Source organism: Moorena sp. SIO1G6, assembly GCF_010672795.1.
Lineage (GTDB): Bacteria > Cyanobacteriota > Cyanobacteriia > Cyanobacteriales > Coleofasciculaceae > Moorena > Moorena producens.
This window is the reverse complement of record NZ_JAAHFZ010000011.1, coordinates 21,518-37,343: the sequence shown is the minus strand read 5'-3', so window position 1 is coordinate 37,343 and position 15,826 is coordinate 21,518. Positions and strand designations below refer to the sequence as shown.

Genomic DNA, 15,826 nt, shown 5'->3' with positions numbered 1-15,826 from the left:
AGAATATATTAGCAAACTCGAGGATCGGGTGAAGTAGTACATTCAAGACTATTGATTAGCGCTTCCACAGCATGGGCGCGCCAAAGCGTGAATTTAATTCTTAATGGTAAGAGCGCACCTATCAATCTGCCCGACTTACCTGTGGGAAACTTCCCTGTACATCATCATTCGAGGGCTCTGGCAATGCTAGGATCACAGTAGCCCCCTATATTGAATTATTAATGGCAGAAACACTATTCTTTAATGCTCTGCGTGAAGCCATAGACGAAGAAATGGCACGGGATGAGACAGTATTTGTAATCGGTGAAGATGTCGGTCACTACGGTGGTTCCTACAAAGTTACCAAAGATTTGTGTAAAAAATACGGTGACTTCCGGCTTCTGGATACCCCCATTGCCGAAAATAGCTTTACTGGTCTAGCTGTTGGTGCAGCAATGACAGGTTTACGACCAATTGTTGAAGGCATGAATATGGGGTTTTTACTCCTGGCATTCAACCAAATTTCCAACAATGCCGGGATGCTGCGCTATACCTCTGGTGGTAATTTTAAAATCCCGATGGTGGTTAGAGGCCCTGGTGGTGTCGGACGTCAGTTAGGTGCCGAACACTCCCAGCGTCTAGAAGCCTACTTTCAGGCAGTTCCCGGTCTCAAAATCGTTGCTTGCTCCACCCCCTACAATGGAAAAGGGTTGCTTAAATCTGCCATTCGAGATGATAACCCAGTATTGTTCTTTGAACACGTCCTGCTCTACAATCTCAAAGAAAATCTGCCAGAACAGGAGTACTTGGTACCCCTTGATAAAGCTGAAGTTGTACGCCCTGGTAAAGATGTTACCATTCTTACCTACTCCCGGATGCGTCACCACGCCATCCAAGCGGCTAAGCAGCTGGAAAAAGAGGGCTATGATCCTGAAGTGATTGACCTGATTTCCCTAAAGCCTCTAGACTTTAAGACCATTGGTGCTTCAATCGCCAAAACCCACCGAGTCATTATTGTAGAAGAGTGCATGAAAACCGGTGGTATTGGGGCAGAATTAACAGCATCGATTAACGAGCGCTGGTTTGATGAACTCGATGCACCAGTGCTTCGGCTTTCATCCCAAGATATTCCCACTCCCTACAACGGGACTCTGGAAAATCTCACCATTGTCCAACCCCATCAAATTGTCGAGGGTGTGAAAAAGATGGTGGCTTTGCGGATTTAACTAAAAGCTTGGCAAATAAAGCTTAGGCATTAGCCATGCAGGGGGCGTTACTGATTATTAGATGCTGGAGGTGAAAAAGATGCCGATTGCTAAGTAACCAATCGATGGAATACTTAAGCCTCCAGCCTTGAGAGTTCAGAGTTCAGACTTTAGACTTTAGACTTTATATTTTCTCAGTTACTAGGCTCGCCAAAACAGATTATGATAGCATTTGTTGCGGCGGGTCGTAGTCATGCAAAAACAGCGTTCACTATTAGCCTTAATCCTAGTACTTGTAATTACAGCAATCATAGTACTGGTGCAAATTCCAATCCGGTTAGGACTGGACTTGCAGGGAGGGGCTCAACTCACAATTCAGATTAACACTACCGAAGAGATTACGGAAATTACGGCTGAGCAATTAGCCGCAGTTAAAACCGTTATAGAAGGCCGAGTCAATGCCCTAGGGGTTTCTGAGTCGGTAGTGCAAACCGTTGGCAAAGACCAGCTTTTGGTACAGCTACCTGGCGTCAATGACCCGCAACAAGCGGAACGGGTACTAGGGGGAACAGCACAGCTGGATTTTCTCAATCAAAAGATTGGTACAGAAGCACAGCTGCCGGTTGAACAGCAAGTGCTACGAGAACTACAATTCAACCAAGAGGTCTTACGAAACAATGGTGATGGAGATGCGATCGCAGAAAATCAAGCTGCTATCAATCGTAGTAACCAAGCCATCCTTGAACTATTTGAAAGTAGTGGTCTGACTGGCAAAAACCTCAAAGATGCTCGTCCCCAACCTCTTCAAACTGGTAGTGCTTGGGAAGTAGCTATTCGATTTGATAGTGAGGGAGCTCAAAAGTTTGCCGAGCTGACCAAGAACATTGCCGGTACAGGACGCAGCATTGGTATTTTCCTCGACAATTTACTAATTAGTGCTCCGAGTGTGGCAGCGCAATATGCTGAAAATGGCATCAGTGGTGGTGCAGCAGTGATTACCGGTAACTTTGATGCCGAAAGTGCCTATGAATTTGCTGCCCAGCTGCGGGGAGGTTCCTTGCCTTTGCCAGTGGAAATCGTGGAGAATCGCACCGTAGGGGCAACCTTAGGACGAGATAGTATTCAACGTAGTATCTATGCTGCTGTAGTTGGTCTGATTTTAGTATTAATCTTTATGGTGGTCTATTACCGACTGCCTGGCATCATTGCTAATATTGCTCTGAGTATCTACGCTTTACTGACCATCGCAGCATTTGCCCTACTAGATGTTACCTTAACCCTACCCGGAATTGCTGGTTTTATCCTTAGTATCGGTATGGCAGTTGATGCCAATGTGCTGATTTTTGAGCGGACACGGGAAGAATTACGTGCTGGTAAGACCTTGTATCGCTCAGTGGAGTCCGGGTTTTACCGAGCATTTTCTAGTATTTTGGATGCAAATGTCACCACATTAATCGCTTGTGCAGTACTGTTTTGGTTAGGCTCAGGTCTAGTCAAAGGCTTTGCCGTAACCCTAGGCATTGGGGTAGGAATCAGTATGTTTACCGCCCTGACCTGTAGTCGCACCCTGATGCTCGTGGCAGTTTTAGGACTTCCAGGGGTACGTCAGAAACCAGAACTCTTCTGCCCGAATTTACCAACCCAATAGTTTATAAATTAGGAACTAGGAAGTAGGAACTAGGAAGTAGGAAGTGTAATTCCTAGTTATGGATAAAGCGTTTAGTTGACCAGGATCGAGTTCAACTAAAAAATCTATTTAATCCTTCATCCTAGTTGTGGATAAAGTTGTGAATATAGTTGTGGATATAGTGTTTAGTTGACCAGGATCCGGTTCCACCAAAAAAAACATTTCATAATTCATAATTCATAATTCATACTTTATAGCAATCCGTGTAGTAATTGTGATAACTTTGTTCCCTAATTCCTGTTCCCTATTCCCTATTCCCTATTCCCTGTTCCCTACTCCCTGTTCCCTACTCCCTTTGCTAAATAAGGATTTAGTAATAGAAAAGTCAATATGAAACTTAATGTAATTAAAACGCGATCGCTTTGGTGGAGCATCTCAACCGCCCTGATTACGGTCGGTATCATTGCCATGGTGATTTCTTTTCTCCAACTAGGAGCCCCTTTACGGTTAGGTCTCGATTTCGTTGGTGGTACCCGCCTACAGCTAGAGAAAGACTGTACTCAACCCGGAAACTGTGACCAACCCATTGATTTGGCTCTGGTACGGGAGGTGATGACAGCACAAGGTCTCGGCAATAGCAGTATCCAAATACTAGGGGAAGAAAAACAAGCCCTGACAATTCGGAGTAAAACATTAGATGTTGAACAACGCACCCAGTTGCAAACTGCCCTAACGGAGCGTCTTGGTGTTTTCGATCCCAAATCTACTCAGATTGATACCGTTGGTCCCACCTTGGGCAGACAACTGTTTTTTTCTGGCTTAATCGCTTTGTTGATGGCATTTGTGGGCATCTTTGTCTACCTTACCTTCCGATTCGAGTTTGATTATGGCCTATTCGCTTTCGTTGCCCTGTTCCACGATGTCTTAATCGCTATTGGTCTTTTCTCTATCCTAGGTTTAGTGCTAGGGGTAGAAGTCGATACCTTATTTGTGGTTGCCCTATTGACAATTATTGGTTTTTCTGTTAATGATACTGTGGTGATTTACGACCGGGTGCGAGAAGTAATTAAACTCAAGCCAGGTCAACATATCAATCAAGTTGTAGAGGATGCTGTTAATCAAACCTTAACCCGCTCGATTAATACCACCTTAACTACCTTGCTACCCCTGTTAGCAATCTTGCTGTTCGGGGGAGAAACCCTAAAATTCTTTGCCTTAGCACTAATTATTGGTTTTACAGCAGGCTCTTACTCCAGTATTTTTATTGCAAGTACCCTCTTAGCTTGGTGGAGAGAGCGCACTGGTAAAGCTCAGTCTGTAGTCGAGGTTCCGGTTAAGCCCGAAAAGGAGGGGAATCCAGTGATTGAAGCAGAATTTTCTGATGAAGTTTAGTTCTATAGCAATTATCTCTCCCATGAGGTACAAAGCGATCCCCCGTTTCCCTTAAAAAGGGGGACTTTGAGGTTGAGAAGCATACCTCATAAATGCAATAAAAGCTATAATTTTCAATAGTCTTCTGATCATGGAGCAGCCAGGTAGCCCAAGAAGAAAAATTACCCTTGACCCCATCTTTGAGGCCAGGGTAAAACGATTACATCAAATAACTGTTTATGGTAGGTGGGTTTTCGTAGGCATCCTCTGGATAACTGTTGCTCCATTAAGCCTGTGGGGTTGGCACTATGAAATTTCCCTGATGCGATCGCATTTTACCTGGGCAGCACTCCGGTATAGTATTATCTACAACCATGTGCCTGCCCTAGGTCTGGCTATCTGTATTGGCACAACTTTAGCCGTCTTAGTTTGGCAAAGTCGCAATATTTTATTTGGATTACCACCCTTAGAACAGAAACGTCTGGAGCAACAAGTACAGCGGATTTGTCAGCAAGGCCCCACACACCCACTCTGGAAGTGGGTGTGCGGCTCTTGAATTAAACGACTATATCCTCCTCAACAATAAAATCTGCCGCTGTGAGCTGACTCGCGGAGACCCCGAACACCTGTGCTAAGACTTCGCCATTGGCAGTAATAGTAGTCGCGCCCATATCAGCAATTGCCAGCTGATCAAAGGTCAGATCTCCACCTAACTTGAACATATCGATTCCATCTTCAAAACTAAACACAGTATCTGTTCCCTCACCAGGGTTCAAGACATAGGTGTCAATGCCCCCTGCGCCAGATAAGATATCATTGCCTAATCCGCCTTCTAAGATATCATCACCGTTGCCACCAAACAGGGAGTCATTACCCTCAGCACCGATCAAGGTGTCTGAGTTTTCTCCCCCAGACAAGTTATCATTACCAGCTCCACCATCTAGGAAGTCTCCATTAGTCCCACCATCAAGGACGTCATTACCGTCACCACCGAGCAAGGTGTCTGAGTTATCTCCTCCAACCAGGCTATCATTACCAGCTCCACCGTCGAGTAAGTCATTACCTGAGTTACCCTCTAGGGTATCGTTGCCATTACCCCCAAGCAAGGTATCATTCTGGAAAGTACCAATCACCGTCGAGTCATTATCTTGGATGGTAATCAGAGTAGCTACCTCACTTACGTTGTTGAAAGCTAAACCATCATCAACCACAAACTGGATAATGCGACCAGAGGCATCAGTCACACCAGATGTGTTTTCATACTCTAGGGTGTTGAGGACTTGCTGGTAATTTTGGATGGTATCTACCCCACTTAAGGAAAGGATACCATTGTTGGCATCGAAGTTAACCGCAATCAGGGTATCAGTGTTGTCAACAGTCAGCAGTTCCTCTGTGGGATTGAGCAGATTGGCAATTTTTACTGTTGCGCCAACCAGAGTGGTGTTATTAGCATCACTCAGAGTCAATTTGTTATCTGGGAACAGTGCCAGCTGATTACCGGTAAATGTGACAGTAGCATCAATGCCGTCGGTATCTGGATCTGGGGCAGCAGCTGGAATAGCTGGGGCAGCTGCAATAATTGGTTCGGGAGCTGGATCAGTAACTGGATCAGTAACTGGATCAGTCACTGGATCGGTAACTGGATCGGTAACCGGATCGGTAACTGGATCAGTCACTGGATCAGTCACTGGATCGGTAACCGGATCGGTAACTGGATCAGTCACTGGATCGGTAACTGGATCGGTAACTGGATCGGTAACTGGATCAGTCACTGGATCAGTCACTGGATCGGTAACCGGATCGGTAACTGGATCGGTAACTGGATCAGTCACTGGATCGGTAACTGGATCGGTAACTGGATCGGTAACTGGATCGGTAACTGGATCGGTAACTGGATCGGTAACTGGATCGGTAACTGGATCGGTAACTGGATCGGTAACTGGATCGGTAACTGGATCAGTCACTGGATCAGTCACTGGATCGGTAACCGGATCGGTAACTGGATCAGTCACTGGATCGGTAACCGGATCGGTAACTGGATCAGTCACTGGATCGGTAACTGGATCGGTAACTGGATCGGTAACTGGATCAGTCACTGGATCAGTCACTGGATCGGTAACCGGATCGGTAACTGGATCAGTCACTGGATCGGTAACTGGATCAGTCACTGGATCGGTAACTGGATCGGTAACTGGATCAGTCACTGGATCAGTCACTGGATCAGTAACCGGATCGATAACTGGCGATACACCATTGAGGTCTATCACTGGAGCAACATTACCGAATAGGACATAGCTATTCCCTGGGGTGTCGCCATTGGCTGTACTAAGCTCAAGACCAGGTGCGCCAATAACTAGGTCATCAATGCTATCACTATTAACGTCTTTTGCTCCACTTACTGAGAAGCCTAGGGAGTCAGTACCTTCGATAACTAAGCCATCTTCGCCGTTTAGGGTAGAAAGGTCTACACTGCCAGTAGTTCCCAACTCTTCACTGCCGAATAGCACATAAACTTTGCCTGCACCTTTAGCTCCAATCGCAACATCAGCAAACCCATCTTTGTTGAGATCCCCAGCATAACTAACTGACGAGCCCAGGAGACCATTCGCTTCAATCCCTGTGATGGCAAAGCCATTGGTACCGTCGAGGCTTGCAAGGTCTAAGTTCCCTGTACCAGCAACATCGGTGCCGCCAAACACTACGTAAGCCTCGCCAACATCAGTCTGGGTATCGGAGTCAACAAAGGGAGCCCCAATGATTAAATCACTAACACCATCACCGTTGACATCGCCAGCATCACTCACGGACCAGCCTGCCCTGTCACCGAGATCAAGGCTAGAACCTTCATCAATACCATTAATGACGAAGCCAGTTTTGGGGTCGGAGGAGGGTATCGATGAGAGGTCTAGGGTTCCAGTGGCACCGACACCTGAACCACCGAACACTACATAAGTCTTGCCAGCAGAACTGTTGTCAGTTAGAGGAGAATCACTACCAGGAACACCGATAGCGAAGTCCTTGATGCCATCACCATTGATATCCCCAGCACTACTGACTGAAAAACCTGCTAAGTTTCCGGCAACACTACTGGTGAGGAGGAAGCCATTAGTGCCGTCCAGAGTGGAGAGGTCTAGGCTACCGCCAGTACCTGTGCCCCCAAATACCACATAAGCATTGCCAGGATTAAGACCGGGAGAAGAAATAGGCAACAAGGCATGAGGAGCACCAATCAATAGGTCATTTTTCCCATCGCCGTTAACATCCCCTAAATTGCTGATGGAATGACCAGAAAATTCTGCAGGATCGACGCCATTGATAGCAAAGCCGTTGGTACCGTCTAGGGATGATAGATCTACGCTACCAGTAGAGCCGACAGTGGAACCGCCAAATACTACATAGCTCACGCCATTGTTGTTGGCACCAGCACCAGGAGCACTTACCAGTAGGTCATTCGTACCATCACCATTGATATCTCCACCACTGCTAACCGAAAAGCCTAAGAATCCAGTTGAATTAAGACCCTCAATAACAAAACCGTTAGTACCGTCTAGGTCAGCGAGTTCAATGGTACCGGTAGTACCTACATCTGGACCACCGAAGACTACATAGCTTGTACCTGAAAAAAGGCCATTGGGATCAGCACCTGGGGCTCCGATGATCAGATCATGATTGCCATCACCGTTGATATCTCCAGCGCTGCTGACTGAGAAACCGGAGCGGTCACCTAACGTAACACCATTAATAGAGAACCCAATTCTGCCGTTAAGGTTTGAAATATTGAATAGTTGATTTGACATAGTTAATTTGGTAGATGTCTATATGCTTTCGATTTGACATCATCTCAGCTAATCCTAGTGATTGGGACTAGGATTGTGATAAATTCATCAAAATTTTACTTAATTCTGAGGCAGTCTAGGGAAAATCTTTATATGTTGATTGTAAATTATTAATTACTGTAACATAGCCACTACGCGCTTTGAGGTATTAAGTCAGTCAATATGATTAGAATTTCTCGGATTTTCGTTTTTGGTAGGTAATTGGTGTTGCCGAAAAGTCCGCTAATCAAGGGATAACCTTCCTAGACAATCCAGCACTAAACCTTCTTGGTTTTGTTCAAATATTTATGCACTAAAGAAAATCCGTTATGTAAAGATTTGGCAAAATCGTCAATTTGGCACGACAGTATTATGAAATTGTGCTAGTCATCTGTGTTTGTTTACACCTAATTTCTCCATCTCCCCATCTCCCCATCTCCCCATCTCCCCATCTCCCCATTCCCCATTCCCCATTCCCCATTCCCCATTCCCCATTCCCCATTCCCCATTCCCCATTCCCCATTCCCCATCTCGATTATTGGGATAATCAGCATATTCCCAATCGAATCTAGCTTTCTTAGCTGAAAACGGGATAACTAAAAATAAATCCCTTCAGTCTTGATCAGTGTACATCTATGACATATTGCCTGAGAATTGCTGATATTCCCATCAGTGAACGTCCTCGTGAGCGATTAGTTGCTCTAGGAGCTAAAAATCTGGCGACAGCGGAACTGCTAGCAATTCTTTTAGGTACAGGTCAAGGCAAAGGAAAGCTTTCTGCCATGGGTTTGGGACAGTTGATTTTACAGGAACTTGGCAAAGACCAGCGAGACCCAATGGCTGTGTTGCGGAATATTAAAGCTCAAGAATTGACCCAAATTCATGGTGTTGGACTAGCGAAAGCCACAACGATTTTAGCAGCAGTGGAGCTGGGAAAACGGGCATTTCTGTCTCGACCAACAGAAGGTGTAATTATTGATAGTCCAGCCTCAGCAGCAGCGTCTTTGAGTCATGACTTAATGTGGCAAAATCATGAAAGATTTGCTGTGTTGCTACTTGATGTTAAAAATCATTTGTTGGGTACTCAGATTATTACTGTTGGTACAGCAACAGAAACCATTGCTAATCCCCGAGATATTTTCCGAGAAGTGCTGCGCCAAGGAGCAACACAGGTAATTGTGGCTCACAATCATCCCACTGGGAGTGTTGACCCAAGTTTTCAAGATATTACTCTAACGGAACGGTTATTACAGGTAGGTCAACTCTTATGTATTCCGGTATTGGATCATTTGATTGTTGGCAATGGTAATTACCAGAGCATACGGCAAGTAACGAAACTGTGGGATGAGTATCCCCAGGAAGAGTGAGGTTTACCTGTGGCAGATACGGAAGGGTTGCCTGACCACTCATCTCATGGGCGAATACTTACCTTTGAAGAATTACCCTTAATCAAACCCTCCATCCCACACGCCCCAAACTTCCCACACGTCCCAAACTTCCCATCTCCTGTGTGCCAGAAAATGTTAAGTTAAGTATCAAAACGTGTCTTTTTTTTACAAAAGACCAGATTACCCTATTGGTGATCTCTCACCTCCCACGTATCATCAAAACACTATTACAAGGATTCAGCCATGGTTAGTAAAGTACAAAAGACTGAAGCACAGTGGAAAGAGCAGCTAACACCGGAACAGTTTAAAGTCACCAGACAGAAGGGAACGGAAAGAGCCTTCACTGGAGAATACTGGAACAATAAGGACAAGGGTATCTACAAATGTATCTGTTGCGGAACAGAGCTATTTAACTCCGATACCAAATATGATTCTGGGACAGGTTGGCCTAGTTTTTTTGCACCTATCAAAGAAGAGAATGTAAAGGAGGAACCGGATAACAGCCTATTTATGCGCAGGACAGAAGTGTTGTGTGCTGTCTGTGACGCTCACCTAGGTCACGTGTTTAGCGATGGACCACCACCAACAGGCTTACGCTACTGTATGAATTCTGCTTCCCTTAGTTTCGAGAAACAGGATTAACAAAACAGGATTAATCAGATCAAGTCCCCTGAGTTTGATTAGGAAAATCAATTATAGTCTGTCGATAAAACTGGGGCATTCCGGTATCAAAATACTTGCCTTTAACTAGATAACCGGTTATGCCCTCTTCTTGTCGCAATTTATCAAGACATGATGTGAGCTGAAATTCACCTTTTTCACGGATATTGTGGTTGATGTGCTCTTCAAGATAGTCAAAAATTTTCGGCTTAAGTAAATACATACCAAATACCGCTAAGAACTGATCCTCTGCCATTCCTTCCATATGGAGATGGGCTCGCGCATACTCAAGAGTAGGCTTTTCATAAAGCTCTGTCACACGCAACCGTGATTCTGACTCTTCCCAAATCCCAGTCACGCAACCAGCTTTGTGAATAATCTCTCCTGGCATTACGGTCAAGGCAACAACGCTCTGATCAACCTGGTTATAAACTTTTAGAACTTGACTAGCACAGGAATTTTCATGGTCAGAAGTGTAAACATGATCCCCCAGCAACAATAGAAAAGGCTGATCGTTTACCCATTCTTTGGCACAGAATACAGCATGACCATAGCCTTCTTGCTCCTCTTGAATCAGAAAGGTAATTCTATGGCCTAAATCCTGTAAATATTGGCTGTATGCTTGGTTTTCTGGAGAGAGTTTATCGAAGAGTTCGGGTTTGGGGGGGGACTTAAAAAATTCTTCAAAATGTTTGCGATCGCTTTTTTGAACCACAATCCCCACTTCTTCTATCCCAGCACTGACCGCTTCTTCTACAATCGCCATGATCACTGGTTTCGCCCTACCATCCCGGTCAATAATCGGAAATAACTCTTTTTTTACCACTTTGGTGGCTGGAAACAAACGGGTCCCAAAACCCGCTGCGGGAATTACAGCTTTGCGAACGTTATTGGTCTGCATAAATCGTTAACGTCAAAGATTCCATGTGGGGAAAATCACGCTCAATAATTTTAATTAACTTTTGTTGACTTTCCTTGTCTTTAACAATAAATTGTGCACTGCCATCCCCTTGAGAGCCAACTCCCTTTCCCCCTAGGATATAAGGTTGAATTGGTTCATAATTCAGGATTTGGTGCAGCACTCCAGCAGTTAATTGCTCAGGGCAAGCAGGGATAAGATAGCGGTCGAATTCAGCTTGTGCCTGGTTCATCAAGGCACCAATCCGTTCAGCATCACCCCTTTCCAGAGCCTCAACTGCCTCCTGAGCAATTTTAGAACTGATTGGACCAAGATAGTGCTGAACATTCTGTTGTATTTCGTTAGTGGCGAATGGATAGCACTGATTCAGTTTACTCAGGATTTCCTGAGTATTTTTGCTGGCCCCGAGGTCTACGATTACAAAAAATAGATTCCGAGGTACCTTGAGTTCAGTAATATCGGTGTGATCACCATCAAACATCATCATGATCGGTCGATTGCCATAAGCACACGCGAAATCCATCCGACCACATTGGGAAGGGGTGGTGGTTTCCCCTAGATAGGCTAACTCCATTTCCTCTTGGAGAGTCATGTTTAATTCATACAGGCGATTGAAGCTGCGGGCAACTAGGACGGAAATTGCTGCACTTGAGGATAGCCCTTTCTTGATTGGTAAGTCAGTGCGGTAATTATCGATTTCAATTCCACCGACAGAGTAGTGAGAGAGACACTGGTAGGCAACCCCAGCAGCATAACTAAAAAAACCGCCTTTTTTAGCAACAGCGAGCAGAGCACTCTTTTCCATTGGTAAACTAATAGAAACGGTCGGTTTCCCCTGACTCAGGGAAGTACGCATAATCAGCTCGGTCGGATCAGATAAGACCAGAGCATAAAGTCCCTGATTGGTTCCGGTGATTAGGGTGTAGCCCCTTGCCAGCTGGGGATTTAGGCAGCGATACCCTCCTGCCCAATCACTATGTTCCCCAAATAGACAAAGGCGACCTGGCACAAACAGTTTCATTACTCAGTTAAATCTATAGCAGTCTTGATTGGAATAGAATACAGCCGGTGATTGCAGTGGGAGCTCCCGAGAGGCTAAAGTGTATTTTACTGAGCTGCAAATCACTATATGCACTATATAAAGCACTATAGTATGACATTGCCATCAGAGGGATTGCATTCAAAGACGGCAAGACACCACCAGACTGGGAAACTCTCGATAGAGGGTGCTAACGCTCAATGCTACTTGGTATTAACTAGAAATTTTGAAACCTCTAGGGTCGATAGAAATAAACGTAACGTGGGGTAACTACATGGAACGTTTTATGTTAACTACTGCATGCAAGCCTTGGCTGTGCATCCCTAAGATCAACAGTCAACAGTCAACAGTCAACAGTCAACAGTCAACAGTCAACATAGTTAACGTGATTCAAATCACGCTTTACTGGCAGAAGGTTAACAACTTATTAAAACTTAAATCACCCCAGATCAACCTCAGATATTTGATTATGAAGAATGCCAGGAAAAATTTCATCAGGGAAATCTAGCATGACAGCTTTGATTAATTTGGAAACCTCCCAGACCAGTGCTTGTGTCACTGCTTGGCTCAGAAAGCACACCCTTTATCTAGGGTTCATTGGTCTTTATGTGGTAGAATTACAAAGTATCTTGGCTCACCGGGGATATTACTTTGGTCCATTAGATGGTATCTTTGACACAGAGATTGAATATGCTGTGCAAGGCTACCAGCAAAAGGTATTTCTCAGAGCAACTGGTATTGTAGACCAAAAGACCTGGCAAGCTCTTCTGGGTGGTGCTCCGGTCAATATGCCGATTCTACGTCCTGGTAGTTTTGGTGAGGCTGTCAAAACAGTCCAAGAAGTACTTTGGATTAGTGACTACTATACCGGTAAGATTGATGGCATCTTCGCTTCCCTGACACTCGAAGCAGTGCAACGCTTCCAACTCGACAGGGGTTTGCTAGGCAATGGTGTAGTTAGTGAACACACCTGGAACGCCTTGAGCGATATGCCTCGCTATGTCTATTAGGCGATGTCTATTAGGCGATTTCTCTTAGTGCGTTAGTCCTGTCCTCAAGGATTGATACCAAGTTGCAATCAATCAAAGATATTATCCTTTGAACTGGTGAGGGAGTGAGCAGCTATACTACCATCTTGTTCAACTTAGTACATAGCACATTAGAATTAATAACGGCAACTATGTTATGTTAATTTTCATGAAGCTCCTGAAAATTGACATAACATTATGAACCTGCCAGAGTCTGTTAAATTTTGGTCTCAATTCTTCCACCCCTTACTGATGTGGGTGCTGCTAGCGGCAGCCTTCTATGCTCTTTATCTGGGTTTGAAAATCCAAAAGACTAGAACGGCGGAAGGTGACGAAAAGAAAGCGCTAGTTAAGGGTCAATATAATGTTAAGCACCATCTTGTGGGTTCAGCGTTGCTAGCAATGATGGTACTGGGTACAATCGGAGGTATGGCAGTAACCTACATTAACAATGGCAAGTTGTTTTTTGGACCCCATTTGCTGGCTGGTTTAGGCATGACCGGAATTATTGCTACCTCTGCCTCTCTAACACCATTAATGCAGAAAGGTCAAGCTTGGGCTCGCTATAGTCACATCGTCCTGAATGTTGCACTCTTGGGACTATTCAGCTGGCAAGCCATCACCGGTATGCAAATTGTTCAGAAGATTCTTAGCAATCCGTAGATGATTTGATTTACCTAGGGGCGTGGTATTGTACCCGCCCTAGGATGGTTGTAGAGTTTAAATATGCAAACTTAAACTTAGCTTTTCGTTGCTTTTAGTTTAGGTGTCCAAGCTAAGCTCTAAGCATTGGGCTGATAGCTGATAGCTGATCTATCAACCCTTAGAGTAAATATTACCGTAGATTTTGCCGCTGCTGTGATTGCTTCGGTATAGGTAGACCATTACTGTTATGAAAGTCTTCCTGCACCTTGTGGGTTAAACGCCGGGAAACTTGACGGACAACTTGCTGCAAAATTCCGTTGCCTGTGCGTTGAATCAAGGACTGAGGTAGTTTCCGAATTGCCTTGGGAAACCACATGTCAACACTGAGGTCAAGATGCCACTCCACGCGGGTTATCGCTGATGGTATGGACTGCGATTCCAGCTGATGCTCTTGAAAATATTCCCTTGCTGGTACTTCTACTAAGCTCTGAGATGCCTGGAAATCAAGCTCATAGCCTGGACTGACGTGATTCGGGATGGGGATTGTCCGAATCTGATAGGAATTTTCGTCTTGAGGTAGCAATTCCAAACCGATTTTTGGTTCAACCTTATAGCCAAATGCGCCAAAGCTACCAATGGTCAAAATATAGCCATTGTCTGTGAGCAGTTCTACTTTCATCGGATGAGCGCAGCGACAAAACCAATCCTGGTGAGTATTTAGATAGGCACTTACTTGCTCAGCTGAAGCATACATCTCCATACAGTCTTGAAAATGACACTGAAACCGAGTCGGCTCACTACCTGAGTAAGACGCTGATGGAACAATAGGGTCAGTGTCGGCCTTTATAGCAGGAGTATTCAAATCCACCTGTTTTGCCTCAATTGACTGATGGTTAATAAAATGCGATCGCATACATCATCCTCTTCATTTGATTGCCTTGTGACTAGTTCAGAAACTAGTTGAGAGCCTAGTTGAGAAATGTCCATGGGTCGCTCTTGCTTATCCTACTCCTCTGGCTGAGTTAATCAGGAGTCGGACACAAACAAGTTGAGCTATGTAAACAAGTGTAAAGTTTGGGGGACTGATCTAGCTGGGTTTCTGGTGATGCGAGATCAGTTATTAGATCAGTTATTAGATCACTGACTATAGCAGGTTTTAATTAGATCGACCGAGAAAGCGAAGAACACATGACCATGAAACTTATACAACCGAGAGGTTGGGGTTTACGGAAGCGATGCAGCGCGGTCTTGGGGAGGCAGCGCGGTCTTGGGGGTCTCCCCCATGAGCGACTGCCGTGGTTTCCCCCACTCGCTATTGCATCAAGACAAAATCCAATAATTCTCGATTGAATGGCCTAGTTTAATTTTCACTCAGAATAACTGGTAAACTAGCTAAGCTACTAGGTGAATTGTACGGAAATTGCTATGAAAGCATGTGTAGCTGGAGCAACAGGAGAAACAGGAAAGCGGATTGTACAGGAACTCGTTTTGCGTGATATTCCTGTACGGGCTTTAGTGCGAAATCTAGAGTACGCTCAAGAAACATTACCACCAGCAGCAGAATTAGTGGTGGGGGATGTGCTCAAACCCGAGAGTATCCGTGCCGCGATCGCAGATAGTACTGTAGTGCTGTGCGCCAGTGAGGCTCGCCCTAGCTTTGACCCAACCGCACCCTACAAGGTGGATTACGAAGGGACTAAAAATTTAGTAGATGGTGCTAAGGAAAAAGGGGTAGAACACTTTGTATTGGTTTCTTCCCTCTGTGTGTCCCAGTTTTTTCATCCCCTCAACCTATTCTGGCTGATTCTGGTCTGGAAGAAGCAAGCAGAGGAATATATCCAAAAAAGTGGCTTGACTTACACTATTGTGCGACCAGGTGGTCTCAGAAACGAAGACAACTCAGAGCCGATGGTCATGTCTGGCGCAGATACTCTATTTGAAGGTAGCATACCTCGCACCAAAGTAGCAGAAGTTTGTGTTGAGGCGCTGTCGGAACCGGAAGCTCGGAATAAAATAGTAGAAGTGGTTAGCTCAGCAGAAGCTCCCGATCACAGCTGGGAACAGCTATTTGCTGACGTAGGTTGAGGGAGTGTTGAGCGTTCGCGTAGCGTGACGTTCCGTCAATCGCATTTTGTGAACACTATTAAGTT

14 protein-coding genes are annotated in these 15,826 nt (G+C 45.0%); 9 read left to right on the top strand and 5 right to left on the bottom strand.

Annotated elements, in window-relative coordinates; all coding sequences use genetic code 11:
* The first annotated feature begins 221 nt into the window (after positions 1–221).
* The 4 genes from F6K63_RS13090 to F6K63_RS13075 all read left to right on the top strand — a co-directional run bounded on the left by F6K63_RS13090 (position 222) and on the right by F6K63_RS13075 (position 4,738).
* On the top strand, positions 222–1,205 hold the full coding sequence (locus F6K63_RS13090) for an alpha-ketoacid dehydrogenase subunit beta (RefSeq protein WP_287312329.1): 984 nt from the start codon (positions 222–224) through the stop codon (positions 1,203–1,205).
* 232 nt (positions 1,206–1,437) lie between these two features.
* Positions 1,438–2,832, top strand: coding sequence for a protein translocase subunit SecD (gene secD, locus F6K63_RS13085; protein ID WP_287312328.1), 1,395 nt, complete (start codon positions 1,438–1,440; stop codon positions 2,830–2,832).
* A 369-nt stretch (positions 2,833–3,201) separates the two neighbouring features.
* Entirely contained in the window at positions 3,202–4,203 is a 1,002-nt protein-coding gene (gene secF, locus F6K63_RS13080; protein WP_287312327.1) for a protein translocase subunit SecF, read from the top strand.
* Between the two features lie 130 nt (positions 4,204–4,333).
* Positions 4,334–4,738: a hypothetical protein gene (locus F6K63_RS13075; protein ID WP_287312326.1), complete on the top strand. Its 405-nt coding sequence runs from the start codon at positions 4,334–4,336 to the stop codon at positions 4,736–4,738.
* Between the two features lies 1 nt (position 4,739).
* Here F6K63_RS13075 and F6K63_RS13070 read toward each other — a convergent pair whose 3' ends face one another.
* Both F6K63_RS13070 and F6K63_RS13065 read right to left on the bottom strand, forming a co-directional pair.
* Positions 4,740–7,979 (bottom strand): hypothetical protein, encoded by a 3,240-nt coding sequence (locus F6K63_RS13070; protein ID WP_287312325.1) that lies wholly within the window; start codon positions 7,977–7,979, stop codon positions 4,740–4,742.
* Between the two features lie 425 nt (positions 7,980–8,404).
* Positions 8,405–8,551: a hypothetical protein gene (locus tag F6K63_RS13065; protein ID WP_287312324.1), complete on the bottom strand. Its 147-nt coding sequence runs from the start codon at positions 8,549–8,551 to the stop codon at positions 8,405–8,407.
* Positions 8,552–8,632: 81 nt separating this feature from the next.
* Here F6K63_RS13065 and radC point away from each other — a divergent pair, with 81 nt between their 5' ends.
* Positions 8,633–9,364: a RadC family protein gene (gene radC, locus F6K63_RS13060; RefSeq protein ID WP_071105522.1), complete on the top strand. Its 732-nt coding sequence runs from the start codon at positions 8,633–8,635 to the stop codon at positions 9,362–9,364.
* A 264-nt stretch (positions 9,365–9,628) separates the two neighbouring features.
* Positions 9,629–10,027, top strand: a complete 399-nt coding sequence (gene msrB, locus F6K63_RS13055; protein ID WP_008182689.1) for a peptide-methionine (R)-S-oxide reductase MsrB — start codon at positions 9,629–9,631, stop codon at positions 10,025–10,027.
* 19 nt (positions 10,028–10,046) lie between these two features.
* Here the strand turns inward: msrB and F6K63_RS13050 are convergent, their stop codons facing one another.
* Complete coding sequence (locus F6K63_RS13050; RefSeq protein WP_071105521.1) at positions 10,047–10,946, bottom strand: UTP--glucose-1-phosphate uridylyltransferase; 900 nt, start codon at positions 10,944–10,946, stop codon at positions 10,047–10,049.
* Positions 10,933–11,985, bottom strand: a complete 1,053-nt coding sequence (locus F6K63_RS13045; RefSeq protein WP_287312323.1) for a mevalonate kinase family protein — start codon at positions 11,983–11,985, stop codon at positions 10,933–10,935. The genes F6K63_RS13050 and F6K63_RS13045 overlap by 14 nt, the downstream gene beginning before the upstream one ends.
* Before the next feature lie 527 nt (positions 11,986–12,512).
* On the opposite strand from F6K63_RS13045, the gene F6K63_RS13040 reads away from it, so the two are divergent.
* A complete protein-coding gene (locus F6K63_RS13040; protein WP_287251657.1) occupies positions 12,513–13,013 on the top strand; it encodes a peptidoglycan-binding domain-containing protein in 501 nt (166 codons plus the stop codon).
* 216 nt (positions 13,014–13,229) lie between these two features.
* Positions 13,230–13,694, top strand: coding sequence for a DUF4079 domain-containing protein (locus F6K63_RS13035; protein WP_008179999.1), 465 nt, complete (start codon positions 13,230–13,232; stop codon positions 13,692–13,694).
* 172 nt (positions 13,695–13,866) lie between these two features.
* Here F6K63_RS13035 and F6K63_RS13030 read toward each other — a convergent pair whose 3' ends face one another.
* On the bottom strand, positions 13,867–14,589 hold the full coding sequence (locus F6K63_RS13030; protein WP_287251656.1) for a DUF1997 domain-containing protein: 723 nt from the start codon (positions 14,587–14,589) through the stop codon (positions 13,867–13,869).
* A 512-nt stretch (positions 14,590–15,101) separates the two neighbouring features.
* Here F6K63_RS13030 and F6K63_RS13025 point away from each other — a divergent pair.
* Positions 15,102–15,761: an NAD(P)H-binding protein gene (locus F6K63_RS13025; protein ID WP_287251655.1), complete on the top strand. Its 660-nt coding sequence runs from the start codon at positions 15,102–15,104 to the stop codon at positions 15,759–15,761.
* Positions 15,762–15,826: the final 65 nt, after the last annotated feature.

Bases quoted from the DNA above. Each gene is read 5' to 3' on its own strand.
- F6K63_RS13090 (WP_287312329.1), top strand. From the start codon at position 222: ATGGCAGAAACACTATTCTTTAATGCTCTGCGTGAAGCCATAGACGAA.
- secD (WP_287312328.1), top strand. From the start codon at position 1,438: ATGCAAAAACAGCGTTCACTATTAGCCTTAATCCTAGTACTTGTAATT.
- secF (WP_287312327.1), top strand. From the start codon at position 3,202: ATGAAACTTAATGTAATTAAAACGCGATCGCTTTGGTGGAGCATCTCA.
- F6K63_RS13075 (WP_287312326.1), top strand. From the start codon at position 4,334: ATGGAGCAGCCAGGTAGCCCAAGAAGAAAAATTACCCTTGACCCCATC.
- F6K63_RS13070 (WP_287312325.1), bottom strand. From the start codon at position 7,979: ATGTCAAATCAACTATTCAATATTTCAAACCTTAACGGCAGAATTGGG.
- F6K63_RS13065 (WP_287312324.1), bottom strand. From the start codon at position 8,551: ATGCTGATTATCCCAATAATCGAGATGGGGAATGGGGAATGGGGAATG.
- radC (WP_071105522.1), top strand. From the start codon at position 8,633: ATGACATATTGCCTGAGAATTGCTGATATTCCCATCAGTGAACGTCCT.
- msrB (WP_008182689.1), top strand. From the start codon at position 9,629: ATGGTTAGTAAAGTACAAAAGACTGAAGCACAGTGGAAAGAGCAGCTA.
- F6K63_RS13050 (WP_071105521.1), bottom strand. From the start codon at position 10,946: ATGCAGACCAATAACGTTCGCAAAGCTGTAATTCCCGCAGCGGGTTTT.
- F6K63_RS13045 (WP_287312323.1), bottom strand. From the start codon at position 11,985: ATGAAACTGTTTGTGCCAGGTCGCCTTTGTCTATTTGGGGAACATAGT.
- F6K63_RS13040 (WP_287251657.1), top strand. From the start codon at position 12,513: ATGACAGCTTTGATTAATTTGGAAACCTCCCAGACCAGTGCTTGTGTC.
- F6K63_RS13035 (WP_008179999.1), top strand. From the start codon at position 13,230: ATGAACCTGCCAGAGTCTGTTAAATTTTGGTCTCAATTCTTCCACCCC.
- F6K63_RS13030 (WP_287251656.1), bottom strand. From the start codon at position 14,589: ATGCGATCGCATTTTATTAACCATCAGTCAATTGAGGCAAAACAGGTG.
- F6K63_RS13025 (WP_287251655.1), top strand. From the start codon at position 15,102: ATGAAAGCATGTGTAGCTGGAGCAACAGGAGAAACAGGAAAGCGGATT.